The sequence below is a fragment of the Streptomyces sp. GbtcB6 genome, from assembly GCF_019091475.1.
Lineage (GTDB): Bacteria > Actinomycetota > Actinomycetes > Streptomycetales > Streptomycetaceae > Streptomyces > Streptomyces hyaluromycini.
The window spans coordinates 1-24427 of sequence record NZ_JAGXJL010000078.1; the positions used below are offsets into that span (position 1 = coordinate 1).

The 24427-nt window shown below is 71.8% G+C and carries 24 protein-coding genes; 10 read left to right on the forward strand and 14 right to left on the reverse strand.

Features of this window, described 5'->3' with window-relative positions:
• Positions 1–389 (forward strand): DNA-directed RNA polymerase subunit alpha C-terminal domain-containing protein (locus KVT45_RS50375; RefSeq protein WP_302832678.1); only part of this gene is annotated, 389 nt, incomplete at its 5' end.
• A gap of 334 nt (positions 390–723) precedes the next feature.
• Here the strand turns inward: KVT45_RS50375 and KVT45_RS50380 are convergent.
• Positions 724–930 carry a hypothetical protein gene (locus KVT45_RS50380; RefSeq protein ID WP_217561035.1) on the reverse strand — a complete coding sequence of 69 codons (207 nt, stop codon included), beginning with the start codon at positions 928–930 and terminating at the stop codon, positions 724–726.
• A gap of 110 nt (positions 931–1040) precedes the next feature.
• On the opposite strand from KVT45_RS50380, the gene KVT45_RS50385 reads away from it, so the two are divergent.
• Positions 1041–2612, forward strand: a complete 1572-nt coding sequence (locus tag KVT45_RS50385) for a hypothetical protein (RefSeq protein WP_217561037.1) — start codon at positions 1041–1043, stop codon at positions 2610–2612.
• Positions 2613–2796: 184 nt separating this feature from the next.
• Here KVT45_RS50385 and KVT45_RS50390 read toward each other — a convergent pair whose 3' ends face one another.
• From KVT45_RS50390 to KVT45_RS50400, 3 genes are all read right to left on the reverse strand, one after another.
• Positions 2797–4278 carry a multicopper oxidase family protein gene (locus KVT45_RS50390; protein ID WP_217561039.1) on the reverse strand — a complete coding sequence of 494 codons (1482 nt, stop codon included), beginning with the start codon at positions 4276–4278 and terminating at the stop codon, positions 2797–2799.
• Between the two features lie 246 nt (positions 4279–4524).
• Entirely contained in the window at positions 4525–5007 is a 483-nt protein-coding gene (locus KVT45_RS50395) for a DoxX family protein (RefSeq protein ID WP_254648546.1), read from the reverse strand.
• Positions 5008–5415: 408 nt separating this feature from the next.
• On the reverse strand, positions 5416–6549 hold the full coding sequence (locus KVT45_RS50400) for a Ku protein (protein ID WP_217561042.1): 1134 nt from the start codon (positions 6547–6549) through the stop codon (positions 5416–5418).
• A 52-nt stretch (positions 6550–6601) separates the two neighbouring features.
• Between KVT45_RS50400 and ligD the strand changes: the two genes are divergently transcribed.
• Positions 6602–7483, forward strand: coding sequence for a non-homologous end-joining DNA ligase (ligD, locus tag KVT45_RS50405; protein WP_217561044.1), 882 nt, complete (start codon positions 6602–6604; stop codon positions 7481–7483).
• 21 nt (positions 7484–7504) lie between these two features.
• Here the strand turns inward: ligD and KVT45_RS50410 are convergent, their stop codons facing one another.
• A complete protein-coding gene (locus KVT45_RS50410) occupies positions 7505–8308 on the reverse strand; it encodes a nuclease-related domain-containing protein (RefSeq protein ID WP_217561045.1) in 804 nt (267 codons plus the stop codon).
• 101 nt (positions 8309–8409) lie between these two features.
• Here KVT45_RS50410 and KVT45_RS50415 point away from each other — a divergent pair, with 101 nt between their 5' ends.
• The 7 genes from KVT45_RS50415 (at position 8410) to KVT45_RS50445 (ending at position 15678) form a co-directional block, all read left to right on the forward strand.
• On the forward strand, positions 8410–8916 hold the full coding sequence (locus KVT45_RS50415) for a dual specificity protein phosphatase family protein (RefSeq protein WP_217561047.1): 507 nt from the start codon (positions 8410–8412) through the stop codon (positions 8914–8916).
• Between the two features lie 124 nt (positions 8917–9040).
• Positions 9041–9769 (forward strand): hypothetical protein, encoded by a 729-nt coding sequence (locus tag KVT45_RS50420; protein ID WP_217561049.1) that lies wholly within the window; start codon positions 9041–9043, stop codon positions 9767–9769.
• Entirely contained in the window at positions 9766–11001 is a 1236-nt protein-coding gene (locus KVT45_RS50425; RefSeq protein WP_217561051.1) for a HAMP domain-containing sensor histidine kinase, read from the forward strand. The genes KVT45_RS50420 and KVT45_RS50425 overlap by 4 nt, the downstream gene beginning before the upstream one ends.
• A 248-nt stretch (positions 11002–11249) precedes the next feature.
• Positions 11250–11723, forward strand: a complete 474-nt coding sequence (locus KVT45_RS50430; protein ID WP_217561053.1) for an SH3 domain-containing protein — start codon at positions 11250–11252, stop codon at positions 11721–11723.
• 43 nt (positions 11724–11766) lie between these two features.
• Complete coding sequence (locus tag KVT45_RS50435; protein ID WP_217561055.1) at positions 11767–13128, forward strand: FtsW/RodA/SpoVE family cell cycle protein; 1362 nt, start codon at positions 11767–11769, stop codon at positions 13126–13128.
• A gap of 29 nt (positions 13129–13157) precedes the next feature.
• On the forward strand, positions 13158–14615 hold the full coding sequence (locus KVT45_RS50440; protein ID WP_217561092.1) for a penicillin-binding transpeptidase domain-containing protein: 1458 nt from the start codon (positions 13158–13160) through the stop codon (positions 14613–14615).
• A 124-nt stretch (positions 14616–14739) separates the two neighbouring features.
• Positions 14740–15678: a diiron oxygenase gene (locus KVT45_RS50445; protein WP_217561057.1), complete on the forward strand. Its 939-nt coding sequence runs from the start codon at positions 14740–14742 to the stop codon at positions 15676–15678.
• Positions 15679–15752: 74 nt separating this feature from the next.
• On the opposite strand, the gene KVT45_RS50450 is transcribed toward KVT45_RS50445, so the two are convergent.
• The 9 genes from KVT45_RS50450 to KVT45_RS50490 all read right to left on the reverse strand — a co-directional run bounded on the left by KVT45_RS50450 (position 15753) and on the right by KVT45_RS50490 (position 24377).
• Positions 15753–16895: a C40 family peptidase gene (locus tag KVT45_RS50450; protein ID WP_217561059.1), complete on the reverse strand. Its 1143-nt coding sequence runs from the start codon at positions 16893–16895 to the stop codon at positions 15753–15755.
• Positions 16896–17009: 114 nt separating this feature from the next.
• Positions 17010–17342 (reverse strand): hypothetical protein, encoded by a 333-nt coding sequence (locus KVT45_RS50455; RefSeq protein ID WP_217561061.1) that lies wholly within the window; start codon positions 17340–17342, stop codon positions 17010–17012.
• A gap of 10 nt (positions 17343–17352) precedes the next feature.
• Positions 17353–18006, reverse strand: a complete 654-nt coding sequence (locus KVT45_RS50460; RefSeq protein ID WP_217561062.1) for a TetR/AcrR family transcriptional regulator — start codon at positions 18004–18006, stop codon at positions 17353–17355.
• A 183-nt stretch (positions 18007–18189) separates the two neighbouring features.
• Entirely contained in the window at positions 18190–18525 is a 336-nt protein-coding gene (locus tag KVT45_RS50465) for a hypothetical protein (RefSeq protein WP_217561064.1), read from the reverse strand.
• Between the two features lie 144 nt (positions 18526–18669).
• Positions 18670–19923, reverse strand: a complete 1254-nt coding sequence (locus tag KVT45_RS50470; RefSeq protein WP_217561066.1) for a styrene monooxygenase/indole monooxygenase family protein — start codon at positions 19921–19923, stop codon at positions 18670–18672.
• Positions 19924–19953: 30 nt separating this feature from the next.
• On the reverse strand, positions 19954–20589 hold the full coding sequence (locus KVT45_RS50475) for an ATP/GTP-binding protein (RefSeq protein ID WP_089098799.1): 636 nt from the start codon (positions 20587–20589) through the stop codon (positions 19954–19956).
• On the reverse strand, positions 20570–20992 hold the full coding sequence (locus tag KVT45_RS50480) for a DUF742 domain-containing protein (RefSeq protein WP_217561068.1): 423 nt from the start codon (positions 20990–20992) through the stop codon (positions 20570–20572). The genes KVT45_RS50475 and KVT45_RS50480 overlap by 20 nt, the downstream gene beginning before the upstream one ends.
• Positions 20989–21492, reverse strand: a complete 504-nt coding sequence (locus KVT45_RS50485) for a roadblock/LC7 domain-containing protein (protein ID WP_089098801.1) — start codon at positions 21490–21492, stop codon at positions 20989–20991. Before KVT45_RS50485 ends, KVT45_RS50480 begins: the two co-directional genes overlap by 4 nt.
• Positions 21489–24377: a nitrate- and nitrite sensing domain-containing protein gene (locus KVT45_RS50490; RefSeq protein WP_308311124.1), complete on the reverse strand. Its 2889-nt coding sequence runs from the start codon at positions 24375–24377 to the stop codon at positions 21489–21491. Before KVT45_RS50490 ends, KVT45_RS50485 begins: the two co-directional genes overlap by 4 nt.
• Positions 24378–24427 lie beyond the last annotated feature (50 nt).

The window sequence follows — 24427 nt, forward strand, 5'->3', positions numbered from 1 at the left end:
CGGGCAAGACCCTGGTCGAGCTGTTCGGTCTCGCCCGCGAGCTGAACATCGACGCCGAGGGCATCGACATGGGCCCGACCCCCACGGACGCCGCCCTCGCCGCCGACATGGCGCTGCCGATCGAGGAGCTGGAGCTCACGGTCCGCTCCTACAACTGCCTCAAGCGCGAGGGCGTCCACTCCGTGGGCGAACTGATCGCGCGCTCCGAGGCGGACCTCCTGGACATCCGCAACTTCGGTGCGAAGTCCATCGACGAGGTGAAGGAGAAGCTCGCCGGCATGGGCCTCGGCCTCAAGGACAGCCCGCCCGGATTCAACCCGATCGCCGCTGCCGACGCCTTCGGCGCCGACGACGCGGACGCGGGATTCGTGGAGACCGAGCAGTACTGAACGCTGCGCTCCGCCGGCCTTGGAGACACTTCGCGGACAGGGACAGGAGAACCTCAACACTGTTCCCTGCCCGAAGTGAGGCCTCGGCCGGGCCGCGCCCGCGCACGGTCCCTGGCTCCCTGGCGATGGCAGCCCAGGACACTGCTTAGCCGGAGTACCCCAACCCGCTCCGATCTGCTCTCCGCACCTCAAGCTCTCAGGCCCGCGGCAGGACAAGTAGCGGCGGACGGGGCACCGTGATCAAGATCTGACCCGACACCTCGCGCTCGAGCAGCGCCTTTAGTTCTGGTTCTTCTGCGCTCGCCCGCTTCGGGCAGCGCAGGACAGCTCGGGATCACTCTCCGGGGCCGTCGAGATCGGCCGTCGGCTTGTCCCCGTCGGCCAGGATCCCGTCGTCGATGCGTTCGAGTACCGCGGCGCCGAAGAGCGCGACCGCCACGCGCACCGTGCGGGGGTCGTACGCCTTCGACGCCGGCCCCAGCACGAACGCGCCGATGAGCAACGCCGGCACGGCGCGGCCGTCTTGTGTGCCGGTGACCACGTGATCCTTCTTTGCCGCGGCTTGATCAGGCGGAGGCCGCCTACCTGGCCTGTCATGTCCGTGGCACACCTATCATTGGCTGACTTCGGGGGTTCGAGGGGGAGTTGATGATGGTGCGACGGAGATCGCTCGCTTTCGTCGGGGTGGCCGCACTGGTGCCGTTGGTTGTCTCCGCCGCTTCCGCGCGGGCGGCGTCGGGGTCGCTGACCGTCACCACGCTGGGGCGGCACGGTGGGAAGGTCTCGACGACGGTCACCGTCGTCGCGGTGCCGTCCGGTCAGACGTACAGCGTCAAGTCCGGCAAGCGGCTCAGCCTGCCGTCGGGGCGCTACATCGCGATGACCGACATCTACGAGAGCGCCACCGAGGGACTGGGCACCGACACCATCGGCGCCCAGGTCGTACAGGTGTCGGGCAGCAAGTCGGTGACGCTCGACGCGCGCAAGGGCAAGGCCGTCAAGGTCTCGCTCGACACGCCCGCCGACGTGACCGGCCCGGCGCGGATCAGCGCGCAGGTGTGCGCAGCCGGTGCCGGCGACATGCCTTCCGCCTACAGCGCGGGCGGCTGGAACGACGAGGGGGCCCTCTACGCCATCCCGAACTCCTCCAAGCTGCTGCAGTTCGGGTACCTGGCGCAGTGGTCGGGCGACGACAGCTACGTCGCCGTGAAGAACAGCACCGGCATTCCGACCTCGCCCGGTGGGTCGTTCAAGCGGTCGAAGCTGGCGACGGTGCGCTTCTCGGTACGCAGCGGTACGCAGATGGGCCGTCAGACCGGCACCGCGGTCCAGGCGGTGCCGAAGGTCGACGACTGCACGACCGACCTGATGGCCGACGTCCGCGACGACGACGCACCGTACAGCGCCACCGTCCATGTGACTCCCGGGACCTGGCAGCCGCGCGACAACATCACCGCGAGCGACGGCGAAGGTGTCAGCGGCGGATTCCCGAAGGTCAGGACGCTGACGGCGGGGCAGAGTGTCACCCAGTCGTTCGGCCGGGCCGTGTGGAGTCCGCTGCACTACCTGCCGATGCTCGGGGACAAGTCCGTCACCTTCATTCCGGACGCCCTGATCGGCGACCCCGACGTCGGCACCAGCGGGGCCGACCCGACGAAGGAGACGGTGGTGCTCTCCAAGGGAAGCACCACCATCAAGAAGAAGACCCTGACCAACTGGGGTACCGGCGACGCCGAGTTCTCCGGTGCCGTCCGCTCGGCCGGCTGGTACCGGCTGACCGTCGACGCCCGTCGCTACCGGCCCGGGATCACCTTCCCCACCGGCATGCTGTCGCCGCGCGCCACCCTCGACTGGTACTTCAAGGCCGACCCGGACAAGTCGTTGGTCGCACCCGTCTTCCTGACCCGGTTCCTGCCCACCGGGCTGAACAGCCACAACCAGACCGCACCGGACAGCACCACGACCGTCGACGCCAGTGCCGGGCGCGGCTCCCAGGGCCCCGACCTGAAGCTCACCAAGGTGACCGCCAAGTCCGTCCGGGTCTGGTCGTCCGCCGACGGCGGCAAGACCTGGAAGGCGGCGACCGTCAAGCACTCCGGCTCGACCTGGCAGGCTGCCGTCCGCAACCCGGCCTCCGGCGCCGTCGCCCTGCGCTCCGAGGTGACGGACGCCGCCGGGGACCGTTCGGTGGAGACGGTGTACCGGGCATACGCCATCGGATGAGGACGCCCTAGCCGTCATGCCCTAGCCGTCACGCCGTAGCTGGCACGCCGTAGCCGTCACGCCGGGGTCGGGGCCTTGGCGGTGGGCGGTGGGCGGCTGGTGGCTGGTGGCGGTACCGCTGCCGGGTTCGCGGCGCCACCAGCGTGGCGGCGCCGGCCGCATCGGCCCACCGCCCGTGCGACGGTCACTTGCCGGACGAGTCCCCGCGGGGCGCGACGATGTCCAGGACGGCCATCATCCCCATGTCCTCGTGGTTGAGGATGTGGCAGTGCACCACGGTCTTCCCGGTGAAGTCGGTGTAGTGCATGCGGATGACCGCCTTGCCGCGCACCGGCACGTCGATGGTGTCGTACCAGCCGTGGTCGGGGTCCTGGGGCTTCCCGTCGATGCTCATCAGCTGGAACTCGTTGGTGTGGATGTGGAAGGAGTGGGTCTCGTCGGAGTCGTTGCGGATGGTCCACTCCTCGACGGTGTCGAGGGTGCCGGTGAAGTCGATCCGGTGCGGGTCGTACAGCCGGCCGTTGATGTAGAACTTCGTGCCCGCCTTGTTCTCCGTGAGGACGACGGTCCTGCGGGCCGCGATCTTCGCGTTGCTCAGGTCCTCGTGCGGGGCGATGCGGGTCGGCAGGGCGGCGCGGCGCACGGGCGTGCCGCCGGTGACGACGGTGGCGAGGTCGGCTCGGGGGAACTTGTTTCCGGCCGGGCCGGTGTCGTACTTGAGGGTCTCCAGGCGCGTGGTGCCGGGCCTGCCGCCCTGGACCAGGACGTCGAACCGCGCCCCGGCCGCGACCACGAGCGTGTCCTGGTCGTACGCCTTGCGGACGGGGATGCCGTCCTGGGCGATCACGCGGAAGCGGGAGCCGGGGAGGTGGAGCCTGTAGTAGATGTTGGCGCCGATGTTGGCGAGCCGCCAGAGCTGGGTCTCCCCCGGCCGGATGTCGATCACCGGGTTGTGCTGGCCGTTGACGGTGCGGTTCGTGGGCGCCCCGATCTTGAGGGGGTGCGTCCTGATCGAGTCGCCCTCGATCTGGAAGTCCTTGAGCGCGATGGTGTGCTCGGTGACGCCCCGCAGGGACGGGGGCAGGTACTGCTGGAGGCCCTCGACGATGACGACCCCCGACTCGCCGCCGGCGACCTGCTGCGCGGACATCATGTCCGCGTGCGAGTGGTACCAGAACGTGCCGGTCGGATGGTTGAACGGCAACCGGTACGCGTAGTGGTACGACTGGTTGTACTTGATGGCGATGAAGACGTCGTCGGACGGGCTGTCCGGGGAGACGTGCAGACCGTGCATGTGCACGTTGGTGTCGTCGGCGACGCGGTTGGTCATGGTCAGGTCGATGCGGTCGCCGGGCCGTACGCGCAGTGTGGGCGGCATGTACGCCCCGTTGTAGGTGGTGGCGTACAGCTGACGGTCGCCGACCTGCACCTTGCGGCGTTCCACCACGATGGTCGCCTTGAGGAGGCCGCCGCGGCTGACCAGTTCCGGCGGGTCCTGCAGCCGCGGTCCGGCCGCGGGGCGGTGGCCGGCCTCCGGCGCGGGCTGCCGGGTGCCGGGGGAGTCTCCGGCCGGTGTCAGGTCCCCGCAGCCGGCCAGCCAGCCGGTGCTGAGGAGCAGGCCGGCGACCGGCAGGGCCAGCGAGGAACGGATGCGGGACCGGGTCACATCTCTCCCAGGGAAACCGAGCGACCGGACGGCGGTGCCACGCCCGGCGGGGCTGGGCCATGGCCGTGGCCCTGGCCATGACGGTCCGCCAACGGTCCGTCGACGGTCCGCCGGCCGGGATGTACGGCCGGAATGTAGGAGAAATGTAGGAGGGGCGGGCCCGCCGTTCGGCGTGCCACGCGCACGAGGCGGCGGCAACCGCTCCGGTCGGCCGGGCTTCCACACGGATGGCGGCAGTCCCGCAGCTCAGATGCTCAGTGCGATCGCGGCACCGATGCCGCCCAGACCGAGCGCGACGGCGGCGGCGGGCCAGCCGTCCGAGCGCCAGGGGAAGAACCGGTCGACGGACAGCCGGCCCGGGCCGATGGCGGCGAGGGCGAAGGCGACGACGCAGATGGCGACGCTGTACTCGACTCCGCCGTTCTGGATCCACAGGCCGTGGGCGCCGCTCACGGTCGCCATGGCGTTGATCATCACGCCGATGACGGCGGCGGCCGCCAGCGGAGTGAACAGGCCGACGGCCAGACCGAGGCCTCCGGCGAGTTCGGAGAGACCTCCGATCACGGCGAAGACCTTGCCGGGGTGGTAGCCGAGGGCGTCGAAGCCTCTGCCGGTGGCCGCCAGGCCCGGCCCGCCGAAGATGCCGAACAGCTTCTGCGCACCGTGCCCGGCTATCAGCAGCCCGAAGGTCAGCCTGATCAGCAGCAGCCCGCACTCACCGGCGGACAGCCGGGGAACCGGACCGGCGGCATGCGTCCCGCCCGGCGGGCCCGAGGCGGCCCGGGGCCGATCGGGGGGCCTGCGGTCCTCCGCGGCGGGGGCCGCCGGGGCGCGTACCTGGGTCAGTGACAGGAGATGAGTTCTGGCGAAGGGGTGGAAATGCAGTGCACGCATGACAATGCCTTCACAGGTGGGGACAAGCCGGTCTGCCCGCCCTGCGGCGGGCCCTCCCCCACCACCCAGCATTGCGCCACCGCATCGCCATATCCAACGACATGTTGAAATATGCACTATTTCGATCGGCGATAACCGGCCCGGCCGAGGGGAACGAGGCCGAAGAGGCACGCGCGGTGATGGATGGTCAGACGGGTGGAGCCGGGCACCGATTACAGGCCCGTGACACCCGGCGGGGGGCTTTCACGCGGAGCGTCTGCGAGCTGACGCCGTCTTCTTGACCGGCGTCTTCTTGGCCGGCTCCCGCTTCTCCACCGACTTCTCCACCGACTTCTTCGCCGTCGACTTCCTGGCCGTGGACTCCTCCGGCGCCGCCTTCGCGGTACCCCTCTTCGCGGTCGTCGTCTTCACGGTCGCCGTCTTCGCAGTCGTCGTTCTCGCGGTCGTCGTCTTCACGGTCCCCGACTTCTTCGGCGAGGTCGCCGTCCTCTTCGCCGCCTGCTTCCTGGCCGCCGTCTCCTTCGCGGCCACCCCCGGCCCCTTTCCGCTCGTGCTCGGCAGCGGCGTGACCTCCGCCCCCTCCGCCCCCTCCGCCTTCTCCCCCCTCGACTCCTTCGCCGCCCGCACGCTCTTCTCCAGGGCCGCCATCAGGTCGAGGACCTTGCCGCCCGTCGCCGGCTCGGGGGCCTCCGGTGGGGCCTCGCCGGCCGCCTTCGCGGCGATGACCTCCTCCAGGGCCTCCCGGTACTCGTCGTGCAGGTCCTCCAGGTCGACCTCGCCGAGGGTGTCCATCAGGGCGTCCGCGAGGTCGAGTTCCTTGTCGCGGACGGTGACATCGACGTCGGGGGCGACACCCTCGGGGGCGCGGACCTCGTCCGGCCAGAGCAGGCCGTGCATGGCGATGGCGTCGCCGACCACCCGGAGCATGCCGAGGCGTTCGCGGCCGCGCAGCGCGTACTTCGCGATGGCCACCTTGTGGCTGCGCTTCAGGGCCTCCCGCAGGAGGGTGTACGGCTTCGCGGCGGGGGCGCCCGAGGCCGCCAGGTAGTACGCCGCGTCCATCTGGAGCGGGTCGATCCGGTCGGCGGGGACGAACGCGACGATCTCGATCGTGCGGGCGGTGGGGATGGGCAGGTGGGACAGGTCCTCGTCGGTGATCGGGACGATCGTGCCGTCGGCGTCCTCGTACCCCTTGCCGATCTCCGACTGGGTGACCTCACGGTCCTCCAGTTCGCAGAACTTGCGGTAGCGGATGCGGCCGTTGTCCTCGGTGTGGACCTGGCGGAAGGAGATCGAGTGGCTCTCCGTGGCGTTCACCAGCTTGATCGGGATGCTGACGAGCCCGAAGGAGATCGCGCCGTTCCAGATGGATCGCACGTCCGGCTTCCCTCCGTCCAGGGTGTACATCTTTGTATGAGATTGTCATCGTATGACGCCGATCACAGAGGTGGACGGGCGAAGGGTCGCGCTCAGCAACCTGGAGAAGGTGCTGTATCCGGCGACCGGGTTCACCAAGGGCGAGCTGCTGCACTACTACGCCACGACGTCCGGGGTCCTGCTACCGCATCTGCGGGACCGGCCGGTCTCGTTCCTCCGGTACCCGGACGGTCCTGACGGCCAGGTGTTCTTCACCAAGAACGTGCCGCCGGGTACGCCCGAGTGGGTCACGACCGCCGAGGTGCGGCGGTCGGAGGGAGCGGCCCGGATGGTGCTGGTGCAGGACCTCGCGAGTCTGATCTGGGCGGCGAACCTGGTCACCGAGTTCCACACGCACCAGTGGCTGGTGGGGACACCGGACGAGGCCGACCGGATCGTCCTCGACCTGGACCCCGGCGCCCCGGCGACGGTGGTGCAGTGCTGCGAGGTCGCGCTCTGGCTCCGGGAGCGGCTGGCGGCGGACGGGATCGAGGCGTATGCCAAGACGGCCGGTTCGAAGGGGCTGCATCTGCTGGCGGCGGTGCGGGGGGCGTCCAGCGAGCGGGTGAGCGAGTACGCGAAGGAGCTGGCCGTGGCGGCGGAGCGGGCGATGCCGCGGCTGGTGGTGCACCGGATGACGCGGAATCTTCGGCCGGGGAAGGTGTTCGTGGACTGGAGCCAGAACGCGGGACGGAAGACGACGGCCACGCCGTACACGCTGCGGGCACGGCGGGAGCCGATGGTGTCGGCGCCGGTGACGTGGCAGGAGGTCGCGGAGTGCCGGGCGGCGGGGCAGCTGGTGTTCCGGGCGGGGGACATCGTGCCGCGGGTCCAGGACCACGGGGACCTGCTGGCTCCGCTGCTGGACGCGGGGCGCGCGGCGGCACTGCCCTGAGGTGCCCTCCCCTGATCGTTCCTACACCCTCCCCCACGTGTTGCGGTCCCTCGCCATGGCGTGCAGGGCCTCCACGTCCGCCGGCTTGAGGACGCCGCGCAGGCGGGACAGGCTGTCCAGGTCCCGGTCGCGGAGAATGTGGACCTCGCGCGGCGGGGCCGTCAGCCTGACGTCCGCCGGCTCGGTCAGGGCCAGGACCGGACGGACCTCCGCCGTGAGGGCGTACGAGGCCCGGTCGGCGTCCGCCCGCAGGCGGCGCAGGAGAGGCTGGGGGTCGCGGCGGCCCAGCGTGATCATCGGGTCGGCGACCAGGACCTTCTGCTTACGGGCGTAGAGGGAGTGCACGCAGAACAGGCCGCCGGGCCCGATCAGCAGGTGGTGCAGGCGGTCGCCGCCGGGCAGCGGGACGGAGTGCAGGGCGTGCCAGCCGGCTCCGTCCAGGTGGTCCAGGGCGTCGCCGACGGTCTGTTCCGCGGTCAGGGAGCGGCGGCGCGGGTCGGGGCGGAGGCGGTGGGCCGGACCGGGGTCCCGGTCGAGCGCGACCAGCAGCGCCTCGCCGGGGCGGTTGGGCGCCAGGTCGTCGTCGGGGTGCAGGGTCAGCCGCGCCAGTTCGGCGGGGGTGGGCACGGGCGGCGGGCCGATCGTGACCGAGCCGGTCAGGAACGGCCTCAGGGTCTCCAGCACGTCGTCCCGCCGCTCCTCGCTGAGCAGGTTGACCCGGCCCGCCTCACGGTCGTACCAGGCGATGTTCCTTCCGTCCGTGAGGCATACGTACAGTCGCTCCTGACCGTGCCGCCAGGTCGGCACGACGCGCAGTCCGCTCATTGCGTCATCACCCCTCGACCATGGGAACAGGCGGGGTGCTCCAGGGGCAAGAACCCCGCTACCTTTGACAGGGGTTGGCGCGCGCAGCGGGGAGGCGCCGGGTGCGGATCCGTGGGGAGCAGTACGACGTGCCGGCTCCGGACAGTCCCTGGAGCGAGGTGCTGCCCGGGCTGTGGATGGGCGGCCACGAGTTCCGGGGGCGTTCGGGGCGGCTGGAGCCCGCCGTGGTGCGGGACGAGTTCGACCTGGTGCAGAGTCTGCTTCGGCTGCCCGGGCACGGGCCGGCCGCCGGGGTCGAGCACCATGTGTGGCCGATACCGGACGGGCCGCTGGACGGCACCCAGCTGGCGGGCGTGATGCGGCTCGCGCTGGCGGCCAGCGAGGCCCTCGACGCGGGGCGGTCGGTGCTGGTGCGCTGCTACAGCGGGTACAACCGGTCCGGGCTCGTGGTCGCGCAGGCGCTGGTGCACCAGGGGCGGACGGCCGAGGAGGCGATCCGGCTGGTGCGGGCCCGGCGCTCGCCCTGGGCGCTGCACAACGAGCTGTTCGTGGCGTACCTGCGGGCCGGTCTGTCCACCGCCCGACTCCTCGAGGAGCTCGCCGAGTAGCCTCTCCCCTGCATCGGCCCCCTGCACCGCCCCCGAGGCGCAAAAAGGACTTCCCTACGAATCCGCCAATAAGGTGTACGGGGCAGCCGCCCCCGCCCACCGACCCCGCCGAGCCAGGAGCAGCGTGCCAGCCCGTCGTCCCGTCCGTGCCGCCGTGACCGCGGCCGCCGTCGCCCTGCTGACGGTGACCGCGGCCGGCTGCGGCGACTCCGGCGGACTGCGCGCGGCCGGGGCGGCCCCGACCGCGATCAGCCCCGCGAAGCTCTGGCCCGACCTGCGGCCGGCGTCCAGCCCGGCCTGGCCCTACGACGAGGGCAGCACGGAGACCGTCAAGGGGATCACGGTTCCCGGCGACGACATCCGCGGGGTGGATCCGGTGGCCGTCGTACGGGCGGAGATCGCCTCGGACCCGGCGGACTACGGGGCCAAGGGGGCGTACCACGACACCGCGGACCGGATGCAGGAGTGCTCGGCGGGCGGCGGCGGGGCGCGGTGTCCGCTGCTGAAGCCGTACTACCGGGACCTCACCGGGGACGGGCGGGACGAGCTCACGCTCGGCTTCCGGCTGTATCCGACCAACCAGACCGCGCTGCGCGTGTACACCGTCGAGAAACACCGGCTGGTGCAGGTCCTCGACGACAACGACGCGATCATCGGCGTGGAGCTGGCCGGACGGACGGTGATCGTGCGGTCGCCGGCCGGGATCAGCGGGTACGAGTACCGGACGACCTGGGCCTGGGACCCGGAGCGGAAGGCGATGGTGTTCTCCCGGGACGAGTTCCTGCGCACCGGCAAGGGCCGGCACACCCGCACCCCGATGCCCTCGGCAGCCGCTTCGGCGGGCGCGCGATGAGGCTCCCGCACTGGGCCGGGACGCTCGCGGCGAAGTCGGCCGCGTTCATCACGGTGATGTGCTGTGCGCTGGCCGCGCTGCTCGGCGTCCTGGTGCATGTGTCGGTCACCGACCAGACCGTCGCGCAGGCCCGCGACCAGGCGCTGTCCCGGCTCGCGGAGGCGACTACCGCCTACGAGGCGGGGGACGCCCTGCCCCGGGGCGCCCGCGTCGATCCGCGCGGGCTGCCGCCGCGGCTGCGGGCGCTGGCGCTGGCCGGGAAGCGCGGCACGATGGTCGCCAGGGACGAGGAGGACGGTCACCCCGTGATGTGGGCGGCGGGCCCGGCCGACCTGAACCGGTCGCTCGCGGTGGCCGTCGACTACTCCCAGCAGGCCCGCACCATCGTCGGCCTGGACCGCTCCATCCTCTGGTCGTCGGCGCTCGCCATCGGGGCGACGCTGCTGGTCGGCGCGTTCGCGGTGACCCGGGTGACCCGGCGGCTGCACGGCACCGCCCAGGTGGCCCGGCGGATCAGCACCGGGGACCTGGACGCCCGCGTGCACGACCCCCGGACCAAGGATCCGGCCCGCCCGCAGGACGAGGTGGCCGCGGTCGCCGCGGCGCTGGACGGGATGGCCGCGTCGCTGCAGAGCAAGCTGCTGAGCGAGCAGCGGTTCACGGCCGACGTGGCGCACGAGCTGCGGACGCCGCTGACGGGGCTGCACGCGGCGGCGGAACTCCTCCCTCCGGGGCGGCCGACGGAGCTGGTGCGGGACCGGGTGGCCGCGCTGCGCACGCTCACCGAGGACCTGCTGGAGATCTCCCGCCTCGACGCGGGCCGGGAGCGGCTGGAGACCGACGCGGAGGCGCTGGGCACGCTGGCCGAGCGGGTGGTGCGGGGGTCCGGGACGGAGACCGAGGTGAAGGTCGTACGGGACGTGTGGGTGGAGACCGACCGGCGGCGGCTGGAGCGGGTGCTGGGGAACCTGGTCGCCAACGCGCACCGGCACGGGCGGGGGCCCGTGGTGCTGACGGTGGAGGGGAAGGAGGTCACCGTGCGGGACCACGGGGACGGCTATCCCGAGTACCTGGTGGAACACGGCCCGCAGCGGTTCAGGACGGAGGGCGGGGCCAAGGGGCACGGGCTGGGGCTGACGATCGCGGTGGGGCAGGCGGAGGTGCTGGGCGCGCGGCTGTCGTTCGCCAACGCGATCGGCGGCGGGGCGGTGGCGACGTTGACGCTCCCGTGAGGGGGGTGCGGGCGGTACGCGCGGCTGCGGGTGGTGTGTGGCTGGTCGCGCAGTTCCCCGCGCCCCTGAAGGGGCTTTTAGGGGCGCGGGGAACTGCGCGAGCAACCCCCACCGGCCGGCACATGCACCACTCTCCGTCACTCCCCATTCGGCTCAACGCAGAAGGCGCCCTCCTCACACCCCTCCTAGCGTGGCGAATAGTCAGGTTCCCCCTTTCACCTGAACCCCGTCCCGTTCGGAGACCTCCCATGCCCCTGCGCTCCTCGCTCACCCGCGGCTTCGCGATAGCCGCCCTCGTCACCCTCTGCGGCACCTCGCCCGCCCTCGCCGACGACGGCTGGGACAGTGCCGACCCGGGGACCGGCCAGTACGCCGACCCCTACGACTCCGACCACCTCGACGGCGTCGGCAACACCGGCAACACCGGCGGCACCGACGACTTCCTCGGCCCCGGCGGCACCGACGAGCCCGGCGGCAACGACCCCGCCCGCTACCGGGGCGTCGTCACCGCGCGGGACGGCATCTGGCTGCGCGACCAGCCGGAGCGGGGCAGCCGGCGGATCCGGTTCGTCGCGAACGGCGAGGAGGTCTCCATCTACTGCCGGGCCATCGGCGATCCCGTCGACGGCGACCGCGTCTGGTACCTGCTCACCGACGGCACCTGGGCCTGGGGCCCCGCCCACGACATCGACACCCTCGGGCGTACGCCACGCTGGTGCTGACCGGCAAGGCCCGCAACTACCACTATTTGGGTAAGTTCCGGACATGACCAAGGCCGGAACCACCCTGGCGGCGACCGCGGCCCCCATCTCCGCCGTACGCCTCCCCCGGCGCCGTGGCATCGAACTCGCCCTGATCGTGCTGGCCGTCCTGCTCTCCGTGTACGGCTACTGCGCGGTCGGCCTGGCAAAGACCGGCACCGTCCCGCCCGGCGCCGTCGGTTACGGCGCCGGCCTCGGGGTGCTCGCGCTCGTCGCCCACCTCGCCGTACGCCTGCGTGCCCCGTACGCCGACCCGCTGCCGCTGCCGATCGGCGTGCTGCTCAACGGACTCGGCCTGGTCCTGATCTACCGGCTGGACCTGCAGACCCCCGGCGACCGGGCCGCCCCCGCCCAACTCGTCTGGTCCACCCTGGGCGTCGGCCTCTTCATCCTGGTCGTGCTGATGCTCCGCGACCACCGCGTGCTCCAGCGCTACGCGTACGTCTGCGTCGCCGCCGCACTCGTCCTGCTGCTCCTGCCGATCCTCTTCCCTGCCGTCAACGGGGCCCGGATCTGGATCCGGTTCGCCGGATTCTCCATCCAGCCCAGCGAGTTCGCGAAGGTGCTGCTCGCGGTGTTCTTCGCCGCGTACCTCGCCGCCAACCGCAACGCGCTCGCCTACGCCGGCCGCCGGCTGTGGTTCATGCAGTTCCCGACGGGCCGGGTGCTCGGCCCGATCGTCACCATCTGGCTGGTGAGCGTCGGCGTCCTGATCCTCGAACGCGACCTGGGCACCTCGCTCCTCTTCTTCGGTCTCTTCGTCGTGATGCTGTACGTCGCCACCGGGCGCACCGGCTGGATCGCCGTCGGCCTGCTGCTCGCCGTGTTCGGCGCACTCGCCGTCGGCCGTCTGGAACCGCATGTGCACGGCCGGATCGAGGACTGGCTGCATCCGTTCGCCTCGATCGACGCGGGCCAGGGGCCGAACCAACTCGCCCAGTCCCTCTTCGCGTTCGCGGCCGGCGGGGTCCTCGGCACCGGACTGGGCCTCGGCCACTCCATCCTCATCGGCTTCGCCGCCAAGTCGGACTTCATCCTGGCCACGGCGGGCGAGGAACTCGGTCTCGCCGGACTCTCCGCGATCTTCCTCCTCTACGGTCTGCTCGTGGAGCGCGGCTACCGGGCCGGTCTCGCCCTGCGCGACCCCTTCGGCCGGCTTCTCGCGGTCGGGCTCGCCTCGATCATGGCCCTCCAGGTGTTCGTGATCGCGGGCGGCGTGACCGGGCTGATCCCGCTGACCGGCATGGCGATGCCGTTCCTCGCCCAGGGCGGCTCCTCGGTCGTCACCAACTGGGCGATCGTGGCCCTGCTGATCCGGGTGAGCGACTCGGCCCGCCGCCACTACGACGGACAGGTGGCCCCATGACCACCGGGTACGGCCGCCGGCGGGGCGGCATGGCCAGGTACGTCCGGCGGGCCCGCGCCCTCTGTGCCCTGCTGCTGTTCGCCCTCCTCGTCAACGCGGCCCGCGTCCAGGTCGTCCGGGCCCGGGCGTACGACGACAACCCCGCCAACCGCCGTAACTCGATCGCCCGTTACGGCCTCCCCCGCGGCGACATCCTGGTCGGCGGTGTGCCGGTCACCGGCTCCCGGGACAGCGGGGAGCAACTGCGCTACGAACGCACCTATCCGCAGGGCCCGTTGTACGCACCGGTCACCGGCTTCGCCTCCCAGCTGTACGGCACGACGTTCCTGGAGCACGCCGAGGACGCGGTGCTCTCCGGGACCGACCCGATGCTGGCGCCGTTCCCGCTGTGGAACGACACGGGCCGGGCGGTGAACCCGGGCGGGAACGTCGTCACGACCCTGAACCGGTACGCCCAGGAGGCCGCCTACCGGGGGCTCGGCTCGCGCAAGGGCGCGGTGGCCGCGATCGAGCCGGCGACCGGCCGGATCCTCGCCCTGGTCTCCACCCCGTCGTACGACCCCTCCCAGCTGTCCGGCAACGGCGCGGCGGTGACCTCGGCCTGGTCGCGGCTGAACGGCGACCCGGAGAAGCCGATGCTCAACCGGGCGGTACGGCAGACGTATCCGCCGGGCTCGACCTTCAAGGTGGTGACGGCGGCCGCCGCCCTTGACGCGGGCGTGGTCACCGACCTGGACGCGCCGACCGACTCCCCCGACCCCTACCGGCTGCCGGGCACCACGACCCGGCTGACCAACGAGGGCGACGGCTGCGCGGACGCCTCGCTGCGGGCGGCCTTCGAGTGGTCCTGCAACACGGTCTTCGCGAAGCTGGGCGTGGACGTGGGGGCGGCGGACATGACGGCGACGGCCGAGGCGTTCGGCTTCAACGACACCCGGCTGCGCATCCCGTTCACCGCCGCGCCGAGCACCTTCGACACTACGGTGGACAAGGCACAGCTGGCCCTGTCGTCGATCGGGCAGTACAACACCCGGGCCACGCCGCTGCAGATGGCGATGGTCGCGGCGGCGGTGGCGGACGGGGGGCTCGCGCATCCGCCGTACCTGGTGGAGCGGACCGTGCGGCGGACCGGTGAGACGGTCGCCACGGGCGGTGCGGGGCCGGTGCGGCAGGTGATGAGTCCCGCGACGGCCGTGCGGATGAAGGAACTCATGGTCGACGGGGTCCGGGAGGGCACCGGCACGAACGCGGCGATCCGCGGCGCCACGGTCGGCGGCAAGACCGGCACCGCGCAGCACGGCCTCGGCAACTCCGGGGTGCCGTACGCCTGGTTCGTGTCCTGGGCGCAGGCGGACGACGACCTGGAGCCGAAGGTCGCGGTGGCGGTGGTGGTCGAGGACGCGGCGGCCGACCGCGGGGACATCAGCGGGGGCGGGGACGCGGCGCCGATCGCCCGGGCGGTGATGCGGGCGGTGCTCGGCTTCTGAGGGGTCCCGCACCGGGGTAGACGCGGAGTCAACAAGTCGCGCGCGAGGGATTGACCGGCTTGCTGACAGGCGGTCTCATAAGAGCGGACGACGACATACCCCCGGGTAACGAGGTGAGGGAGCCATGACGACCCTGACGGAAGCCGACGCGGTCGACGGACTGCGGGACGCGCTCGGCCTGCTCAAGGACCGCGAGCAGGTGGCCGAACGGCTGCTCGTCTCCTCCGCGAAGCACTCCTTCGACCCGGACAAGGAGCTGGACTGGGACGCGCCCTTCGAGGAGGGCAAGTGGTTCTGGCCGCCGGAGCTGGTGTCGCTCTACGGGACCCCGATGTGGCAGCGGATGAGCGAGGAGCAGCGGTTGCTGCTGTCGCAGCACGAGGCCGCCGCACTGGCCTCGCTGGGCATCTGGTTCGAGCTGATCCTGATGCAGCTGCTGGTCCGGCACATCTACGACAAGGCGGCGACGAGTGCGCATGTGCGCTACGCGCTGACCGAGATCGAGGACGAGTGCCGGCACTCGAAGATGTTCGCGCGGCTGATAGCGCGCGGTGACGCGCCCTGGTACCCGGTGAGCCGGGCCCACCAGAACCTGGGCCGCCTCTTCAAGACGATCTCCACGACCCCCGGTTCCTTCACTGCCACCCTGCTCGGCGAGGAGGTCCTGGACTGGATGCAGCGGCTGACCTTCCCCGACGAGCGGGTCCAGCCGCTGGTCCGCGGGGTCACCCGGATCCATGTGGTCGAGGAGGCCCGGCATGTGCGGTACGCCCGCGAGGAGCTGCGCCGGCAGATGGTGACGGCGCCGCGGTGGTCGCAGGAGTTCACGCGGGTCACCTCCGGTGAGTTCGCGCGGGTGTTCTCGGTCGCCTTCGTCAATCCGGAGGTCTACACGAACGTGGGGCTGGACCGGCGGGAGGCCGTGGCGCAGGTGCGGGCGAGCGGGCATCGGCGGGAGGTCATGCAGACGGGCGCCAAGCGGCTGACCGACTTTCTGGATGACATCGGGGTTCTTCGGGGGGCTGGGCGGCGGTTGTGGAGGAGCTCGGGGCTGCTGGCTTGAGGGTCGGGTGCGGGCCGGTGGGGGCTTGTCGCGCCCACGCGGCGGAGCCGCATATCGGATACAGCCCCGCGCCCCTAGGTCGATGTGGGTGTGGTCGGCTGCAAGGTCCCGAAGCTCTCGTCCGGGCCGTCCATCGCTGTCTTCGGCAGCGCAGGGGGCGTGTAATGAGCCAGCGACCCGGCCTTCGGATCTGGCCGCACCGCGCCCAGGATCGGGTTGGCGGCGATCGGGGAGACCTTGATCTTCGCGCCGGGGCGGGGGGCCTGGACCACCTTGCCGTTGCCCAGGTAGAGGGCTACGTGGGTGGCCTCGGGGAAGTAGACGACCAGGTCGCCGGGGCGGAGGCTGTTCAGGGGGACGTGGGGCAGGTCGGCCCACTGTTCCTGGCTGGTTCTCGGGATGGGCTTGCCGGCGTGGTCCCAGGCCTGTGAGGTCAGGCCCGAGCAGTCGTACGACGCCGGTCCCGCCGCGCCCCACTGGTACGGCTTCCCCAGCTGCCGCACCGCGTAGCGCACCGCGCGGTCGCCTTCCGGGGAGGGGGGCGGCGTGGTGGCGCTCAGGGCGCCGGACGTGGTGAGGCTCCGCTGGGCGTCCGCCGTCTCGGTCCGCTCCAGGTCCGCCAGGGCGGTGAGTTGGTCGGGGGTGAGGGCGGCCAGCATGCGCTCCACGTCGGAGAGGCGGGCCCGTACCTCGTCACGCTGCTTCTTCTGCTCCGCGGCGAGGGCGAGTCGGGTGTCGAGTGCCTCGCGGGCCCGGCGGGTCAGGGCGGACTGTCTCCGCTCGTCGTCGGCCAGCCGGCCCACCGTCTTCGCCCGCCCGCGCGCCAGTTCGCCGATGACATGGCCCTCGTCGAGCGCGTGCTGCGGGTCTCGGGCGAGGAGCAGGCGGAGGTACGGGGAGATCCCGGTGGCGTTCTGGTACTGCTGCCGGGCCAGCCGGCCCGCCTCGTCCTTGCTGCTGTGCAGGGAGAGCCGGGCCTCGGCGAGCTCGCCGTCCAGCCGGGTCACCTCGGTGCGCTGCCGGTTCAGCCGTTCCTCGGCCGCGTTGTAGGTCTCGGTGGCCTGTTCGGCCTGCCGGTACGCCTGCTGAAGGTCCGTCAGCAGCTCGGCGACCGGCCGCCCGGGGTCGGGTGCGGCGAGTGCGGGCAGGGGCGTGAGTACGGCCTGGGCCGCCGCCACCGCGGCCGTACAGGCCAGACGCAGGAACCTTCCTGGCACGTCATCACCTCCGATGCGGGACGGTCTCTCCGTTCCACATCGCGATGATCACGTGATAATCAGACGTGTATGCGTGGTCCGCGCGGTGAATGTGCGCGATTCGGCGTAGTCATGTCACCCGTCGGTGTCGTCCGGCCCACCGGGCGGCGTTACGTCCGGTGCGGGGGCCGGTTCCGGCTTCGACCACGGCCACCTCGGCTTGCCGCCGCCCGTCCCGCCGCCCCTGCCCGTCGGGTCGTACTCGTACTTCCAGCCCTGGGACAGCCCGAGGCGCTTGCTCTGCCCGCGGGGCACACGGCGGTAGACCAGGACCGTGGGCGGTCCGCCGGCCGGGTCCGGGACCGGGATGCGGTACGTCTTCGGGGGGTGGCCCGTCATACCGAGCAGCACGGGGAGCACCCGCCCGTCCATGGGGCCGCCCTCGAAGGGGGTGTCCTGACTCTTCACGGCACCAGTTTCAGCCATCCGCCGCGAGGGCGTCGACGAGGGCGGCGGTCTGCGGGTCACGGCGCGCGGTGACGCTGAGTACGGCGACGAACTGGTCGACCAGCCAGTCCCGCAGCTCGTCGAGGGGCGGCTGCTTGTCCTCGTCGAGCCAGATGAGGGAGGCCGCCTCGACGGCGGTGATCCACATCCGGACGGTCATCCGCAGCCGGGGGCCCGGGTCGGCGATGGCCAGGTGGCTGAGAATGTGCTGCGCAGCGGCCCGCCGTACGCCGTCCACGATCGCCGTCGTCCGCGAGGTCTCGACCACGCTGCCGCCCTGGAGCAGGGCGCTGAAGCCGGCGTCGTGCTGGTCGACGAAGGCGAGGTAGCGGTCGAGGGCGCGGGCGAGACGGGGCAGGAGGGGGCCCTCACGGGGTTCGTCGAAGCAGTGCTCGAGTTCCTCGGCGGCCGACCTGAGGGCGGCCTCGTAGAGCTGCTGCTTGCCGCCGGGGAAGTAGCGGTACACCAGAGGGCGGGAGACCCCGGCCGCCTCCGCCACGTCGTCGAGCGAGACGTCCTCGGGCGCGCGGTGCGCGAAGAGGGAGAGGGCCGCGTCGAGCAGCTGGCTGCGCCGCTCCTCGACGGACAGCCTGCGATAGGCGGGGGTGGCGGCCTGCGGGGTCATGGGAGCAGCGTAGTCGCCCGGGTACGGAGGGGTTGTGGCTGGTCGGACGGTCCGGACCGGGACGGTCCTGGCACCGGCCGGTTCCGGCCGGGGGCGCCCTCGTTCCGCCTGCCGGGCCCGGGCAGCCCCGGCGGCTTCACGGATCGCGCGGGGACCGGGTCACAGCTCAGCCGAAGGCGGTACTCAGCCCGCCTGCCCCCGCTCCGTACCGGCTGCCGACGGGACCGCCCGGAGCTTCACGTCGAGCTGCACCCAGGACAGGTCCGGGCCCTCGAGCTCGACGACAGCACTCCAGGCGGCGGTCAACTCGGTGAACTCCCAGAACGGCTCCCGGTGCATACGGACCACCCGGGCCGGGGAAATCAGGGCTCCCGGCGGGCTGTCCGCCGGGAGCACCGCATCGCCGAGGAAGACCCCCCGCTCCAGACTGACGCTGCGGGCGTGGCAGACCACCCGGTGCGCCGAGGGACGCTCGTAGATGATCAGCACGTCCAGCAGACCCACGGGATCGGTGCTCATCGCTGTGCGGATGCCTCCGCCTCGGGTCTGGTGCGGATGAGGATACGATGCCGACCCTGCCGAACAGCCGAGCGACCCTCGACGACCGTCGCACGCATGGTTCGCATCGCGGGAACGGCAGTCGGAGCCCGGGTCGGAAACCCGTCAGGCTCCGGCGACCGAGGCCAGATAGGCGGCCGTCTTCTCCGGCTCGTAGAAGAAGTTCTCGTAGTCGGAGGGGTCGTTGAAGCCGTTGGCGAAGCGGTCGGCGGCCGGCTGGAGCTGGCCCGCGGCGCCGATCAGGTTGAGGATGTGCTCCGGCGGGGGCGCCAGCATGGCGTTCGTCCACTTGGTGACGTGCTGGGCCGTGTTCCAGTAGCGGTCGAACGTCTCCTGCATCCAGGTCTCGTCGAACTCCTGCTCACCCTGTTCGAGGATCGAGGCGAGGTAGGAGGCGGCGCACTTGGCGGCGGAGTTGGAGCCCTGGCCCGTGATCGGGTCGTTGGCCACGACGACGTCCGCGACGCCGAGGACCAGGCCGCCGCCGGGGAGGCGGCCGATCGGGTTGCGGACGGTAGGGGCGTAACGGCCGGCGAGGGTGCCGCCGGCGTCGGTCAGTTCGACCTTGGTGGCCCGCGCGTGCTCCCAGGGCGTGTACCGCTCCATGAGTTCCAGGGTCAGGGAGAGGTGCTCCGAGGGGTCCTTGACGCCGTTGAAGACGTCCAGCGGGCCGCCGGGTATGCCCTCCCAGAAGAGGATGTCGGCGGGTCCCGAGGTGGTCAGGGTCGGCATGACGAAGAGCTCGCCGACACCGGGGACCAGGTTGCAGCGGACCGCGTAGTAGTCCGGGTGCTCGGGGCGGGGGCCGAGGCCGTGCACGTAGGAGACGGCCAGGGCCCGCTGCGGCTCGGTGTAGGGGGAGCGAGAGGCGTCGCGGCCGAACATCGACACCAGCTCGCCCTTGCCGGCCGAGACCAGCACCAGGTCGTACGTGCGGGCGAAGTAGTCGAGGTCGCCGACCGCCGCGCCGTGGATGACCAGCTGGCCGCCGCGCTGCGCGAACGTCTCCATCCAGCCGGCCATCTTCACCCGCTGGTCGACCGACTGCGCGTACCCGTCGAGCTTGCCCACCCAGTCGATCGCGCGGGCCGCGGGGCCCTCGCCCCAGGAGCCGGGGGCGGCGACCGAGACGCCGAGTCCTTCGATCTTCGGGGCCTGGGACTCCCAGAAGTTCAGCTGGAGATCGCGCTCGTGCTGCAGTGCCGTGTGGAACATGCACTGCGTCGACATGACCCGGCCGGAGCGGATCTCGTCCGCGGTCCGGTTCGACATCAGGGTGACCTCGTAGCCGTGCGACTGGAGGCCGAGGGCGAGCTGGAGACCGGCCTGGCCGGCCCCCACGACGAGTATCTTCCGCATGCGGTGGTGGCTCCTAAGGGTTCAGAAGATCTACTCGGGCGTTTCGTCCAGCGCGTGGGCGACCAGGGACAGCAGTGTCTCGATGGCCGAGATCCGGCGGCGGGCGTCCATGATCATTACAGGTATGTGCGGAGGGATCGTCAATGCCTCGCGCACGTCCTCGGGTTCGAAGCGCTCGCTGCCGTCGAAGTGGTTGACCGCGACGACGTACGGCAGTCCGCAGCTCTCGAAGTAGTCCAGCGCCGGGAAGCAGTCCTTCAGGCGCCGGGTGTCCGCGAGGACGACGGCGCCGATCGCGCCGCGCACCAGGTCGTCCCACATGAACCAGAACCGCTGCTGGCCCGGCGTGCCGAACAGGTAGAGCACCAGGTCGTCGTCGAGCGTGATGCGGCCGAAGTCCATGGCCACGGTGGTGGTCGTCTTGCCGGGCGTGGCGGTGAGGTCGTCGGTCTCCTCGCTCGCCTCGGTCATCAGCGCCTCGGTCTGCAGGGGCGTGATCTCCGAGACGGCGGTGACCAGCGTGGTCTTGCCGACGCCGAAGCCGCCGGCCACGACTATCTTCGTGGCGATGGGGGCCCGGCTGCGGTCCGTCTGCCAGGACCGTATGTGCTCCTCCCCGTCGAGGAGCGGGTTGACGCCGGTGGCGTCAGAGACGGCGTAGTCCACTCAGCACCCTTTCCAGCAGAGCGCGGTCCGGGCGGCCGGCGCCGTGACCGGTCCCGGTGCCGTACACACGGATCTTTCCCTGGTCCGCGAGGTCACTGAGCAGGACCCGGACCACGCCGAGCGGCATCTTCAGCAGCGCGGCGATCTCGGCCACCGTGCGCATGCGGCGGCACAGTTCGACGATGGCCCGCATCTCCGGCATCACCCGGGTGTTGAGGGAACCATTCGTCAGTTCCTTGCGCTCCTCCGGGGCCTCAAGGGCGGCCACGAAGGTCTCGACCAGCAGGACGTGGCCGAAGCGGGTACGGCCGCCGGTGAGCGAGTAGGGGCGGACGCGGGCGGGTTTGCGGTCGCCGCCGCGTACCGGGAGGTTCTGCCTGCGGTTCTTCGGCGCGTTGCTCATCGGCCACTCCTCGGCGCGTCGGCCTCCAGGGACTGGCGTAGCTCGGTGCGGAGTTCGGGGGTGAGGACGTGGCCGGCGCGGCCGACGAACAGTGCCATGTGATATGCCACCACGCTCATGTCGCACTCCGCGCTGCCGTGCACACCCAGCAGCGAGCCGTCGCTGATCGACATCACGAAGAGGCTGCCCTCGTCCATCGCGACCATCGTGTGCTTGACCGGGCCGAAGTCCATCAGCTTGGCGGTGCCGACGGTGAGGCTGCCGATGCCGGAGACGATGGTGGCGAGGTCGGCGGCGGAGCCGCGCGGGCCCTTCCGTTTCTCGTTCCTGGCCTCGCGGGCCGCTTCGTTCTGGCCGGGGTCCGAGGAGAGCAGGAGCAGTCCGTCCGAGGAGACCACGGCGACCGACTGGATACCGGGCACCTCCTCGATGAGGTTGCTCAGCAGCCAGTGCAGGTTACGAGCCTCACTGCTCAGTCCGAAGGTACTGGGCGCGGTCAACTGCTTGCCTCCTCGACAGTGCCCCCCGTGGCTTCCTCGGATACGGCTGTTCCGGGTACGGCTCGTACGGTGCTCGGCACCTTGTTCTGCCCCGTCTGCTCGGCGATCTCCGCCTCGACGTCACGCCGGCCGGCGTCGGCGCCCCGGCGGAAGCCGCCGAGCCTGCGGCGGAGGGCATCCGCGTCGACGCCGGTGCTGCGCTGGCGGGGCGGTGGGGCGGGAGCGGTGATCTTCGGGGTGCGCTTGGGAAGGCCCTTGCTGGTGACCTCGTCGTCGTCCTCGGCTTCGCCTTCGGCGGTTTCGTTCCCACCCGCATCACCCGTGCGGCTCTCGTGGTCGGGTGCGGGTGGCCCCGGCGGGGCGTACTCGCCGTCGGCGGCCGCGGGCAGCGGGCGGGCGGGAGCACCGGCGTCGGCCGGATGCACCCGCTCCCCGGCCGCACCCGCACCCGTCTCCGGCTCCAGCGGGACCAGCAGTTCCATCGTCGTCTCGGCGAACGTCTCCGCCGGTGCCTTCGGGCGGGCCGTCGGCTCGGGGGCCGCCGCCTTCGGCGGGGCCGCCTGTTCGTGCACGGCGTCCTCGTCGGCCCGCCGTACCTGCGGCACCGCCTCTTCGTCGGCCCCCCGCACGGCCGAACCCTGCTCGTCCGCCTCCCGTACCGCCTTCTCCGCCAGCGTCACCAGAAGGTCGCCGGACGTGGAGCGGCCGTACAGGACGTTGGAGTTGACCTCCGCGTCCGCGCCGGGGAGGGAGTAGGCGTGGGCGCCGGCCGGGGTCGTCGTGGCCGAGGGGACCGCCGTCGGCGGGGCCTGGGCCAGCAGCGGCTGGGGCAGGACCACGACCGCCGCCACCCCGCCCTGCTTCTGCTCGCGCAGCTGGACGCGGACGCCGTGCCGGTGGGCCAGCCGGGCCACCACGTAGAGACCGAGGCCGAGACCTTCCTCGCCCTCCTGGTCGTACGGCGACTCGGGGTCGAAGTCGGCCAGGCGGCCGTTGAGGCGGACCATGCGGTCGGCGGTCATGCCGATGCCCTCGTCCTGGACGGAGAGCATGACCTCGCCGCTCTCCAGCAGCCAGCCGGAGACCTCGACGGGGACGTCGGGCGGGGAGGACGCGGTGGCGTTCTCCATCAGTTCGGCGAGGAGGTGCGAGAGGTCGTCGGCCGAGAAACCGGCCACATGCACGTGCGGGGGAAGGGAGGCGATCCGGACCCGCTCGTAGCGCTCGATCTCGCTGACCGCCGCCCGGACGACGTCCACCAGCGGGATCGGGCCCGCGTGCTGCTGGACGTGTTCGGTGCCGGCGAGGACCAGGAGGTTCTCGCTGTGGCGGCGCATGACCGTGGCGAAGTGGTCGAGCTTGAAGAGGGTCGACAGGCGGTCGGGGTCCTGTTCGCGCTCCTCCAGGGTCTCGATCACCGCCAGCTGGCGTTCGACCAGGCCGAGCGTGCGCAGTGCGAGGTTGACGAAGGTGGAGCCGATGCTGGTGCGCAGCCGCTCCAGCTGGTCGGCGGCGTCGGTGACTTCGGCGCGCAGTTCCTCGCGGGCGTCGGCCATCTTCTGGCGCTGGCCGACCAGGTGCTTGCGGTCGGTCTCCAGGGTGGCGATGCGGTCGTAGAGCTCGGCGGCGTGCGCGTGCAGGGCGTTGACGGAGCGGACGACCTGGGCGAACTCGTCGTTGCGGCCGGTGAAGGCGATCGGTTCCGCGGTGCGCGGGTCCTCGGCCTCGGCCAGGCGGCCCGAGCCCCGGCGGAGCACGGAGAGGGGGCGGGTGAGGGTGCGGGCCATGGCCGTGGCGATGCCGACCGCGACCAGCATCAGGGCGCCGAGCACCGCGACCCGGATCTCCAGCGCGGTGACGTCGTCGTCGCGGAGCCCCGCGAGGTCCTTGGTGCGGTGGTCGTAGAGGGCCGACTCCACGCCCCGCATCAGCTCGACCCGGGCGGACAGCGCCGCGTCCAGCTTCTTGGTGCCGGTGCCGAGGTCGTCGTCGGAGAGGGTCGGCTGGTCGGTGAGGGCGGCCAGGTACTTGTCCGCGTTGTTGACGTCGTTGCCGGTGACCGTGGAGTCGTACGAGTCGACCGCCGCCTTGGGCGCGGTGTCGCGGAAGTCGGCGAGGGCCGCGTCGGCGCGCAGCCTGGCCTGCTGGGCGGCGGCGGTGAGCGCGTCGCGCTGCTTCTTGTCGGCGGCCGAGGTGGTGGTGCTGGTGGTGGGCAGACCGGTGAGCGGGTCGATCGTGGTCTGGGTGGTGCTCGGGATGTTCAGGGCGGCGAGCAGGAGGCCCCGGGCCGCCGCGGACTGCTGGACGGCGGAGTCCAGTTCGGCGAGCGCGTAGGCGCCCGAGCCGGCCCTCGGGGGCATCTGCTCGGCCAGTTCCTCGGCGAGCCGGTGCAGTTCGGTGATGGTCCCCGAGTACGCCTCGTGGGTTTCGAGGGCCGTGCTCTTGCCGGTGAGCGCCGCGCGGCGGACGGCGGCGATGCCGTCGAGGTCGGTACGCAGCCAGCCGGGGGCGTCGGTGTCCGCGCGCAGGTCCTCGACCTGGCGGTCGACACGGGCGCTGCGGTCCTCCGAGGGCGCCTTGGACTTGGGGCGGCCCGCCGCGATGTAGGAGGTGACGTCGTCGCGCTCGTCGGCCAGCGAGTTGGCGAGGGCCAGCGCGTCCTGGGTTCGGCCGGCCAGGGTCACCAGGTCCTGGGAGTCGCTCAGCTGCCCGGAGGCGGTGAGCAGGGCGGGCGCTCCGGCCCCCGCGATCGCGGCGGCGACCACGGCCACGGCCAGGATCAGCCGGGTGCGGACGTGCTTGGGGCGGCCGGTGCCTACGGGGGCCGCGGCGCCCGTTTCGGAGGCCGTCGTCTTGCCTGTGCGCCGAGGCCGCGTCTTCTGCACCGGTGCTCGCATTCCTGAACTCGTGTTACCCAAGGGGCTGGGTGGCACCC

Bases quoted from the DNA above. Each gene is read 5' to 3' on its own strand.
- KVT45_RS50385 (WP_217561037.1), top strand. From the start codon at position 1,041: ATGGTGCGACGGAGATCGCTCGCTTTCGTCGGGGTGGCCGCACTGGTG.
- ligD (WP_217561044.1), top strand. From the start codon at position 6,602: ATGACGCCGATCACAGAGGTGGACGGGCGAAGGGTCGCGCTCAGCAAC.
- KVT45_RS50410 (WP_217561045.1), bottom strand. From the start codon at position 8,308: ATGAGCGGACTGCGCGTCGTGCCGACCTGGCGGCACGGTCAGGAGCGA.
- KVT45_RS50425 (WP_217561051.1), top strand. From the start codon at position 9,766: ATGAGGCTCCCGCACTGGGCCGGGACGCTCGCGGCGAAGTCGGCCGCG.
- KVT45_RS50430 (WP_217561053.1), top strand. From the start codon at position 11,250: ATGCCCCTGCGCTCCTCGCTCACCCGCGGCTTCGCGATAGCCGCCCTC.
- KVT45_RS50435 (WP_217561055.1), top strand. From the start codon at position 11,767: ATGACCAAGGCCGGAACCACCCTGGCGGCGACCGCGGCCCCCATCTCC.
- KVT45_RS50440 (WP_217561092.1), top strand. From the start codon at position 13,158: ATGGCCAGGTACGTCCGGCGGGCCCGCGCCCTCTGTGCCCTGCTGCTG.
- KVT45_RS50445 (WP_217561057.1), top strand. From the start codon at position 14,740: ATGACGACCCTGACGGAAGCCGACGCGGTCGACGGACTGCGGGACGCG.
- KVT45_RS50460 (WP_217561062.1), bottom strand. From the start codon at position 18,006: ATGACCCCGCAGGCCGCCACCCCCGCCTATCGCAGGCTGTCCGTCGAG.
- KVT45_RS50465 (WP_217561064.1), bottom strand. From the start codon at position 18,525: ATGAGCACCGATCCCGTGGGTCTGCTGGACGTGCTGATCATCTACGAG.
- KVT45_RS50470 (WP_217561066.1), bottom strand. From the start codon at position 19,923: ATGCGGAAGATACTCGTCGTGGGGGCCGGCCAGGCCGGTCTCCAGCTC.
- KVT45_RS50480 (WP_217561068.1), bottom strand. From the start codon at position 20,992: ATGAGCAACGCGCCGAAGAACCGCAGGCAGAACCTCCCGGTACGCGGC.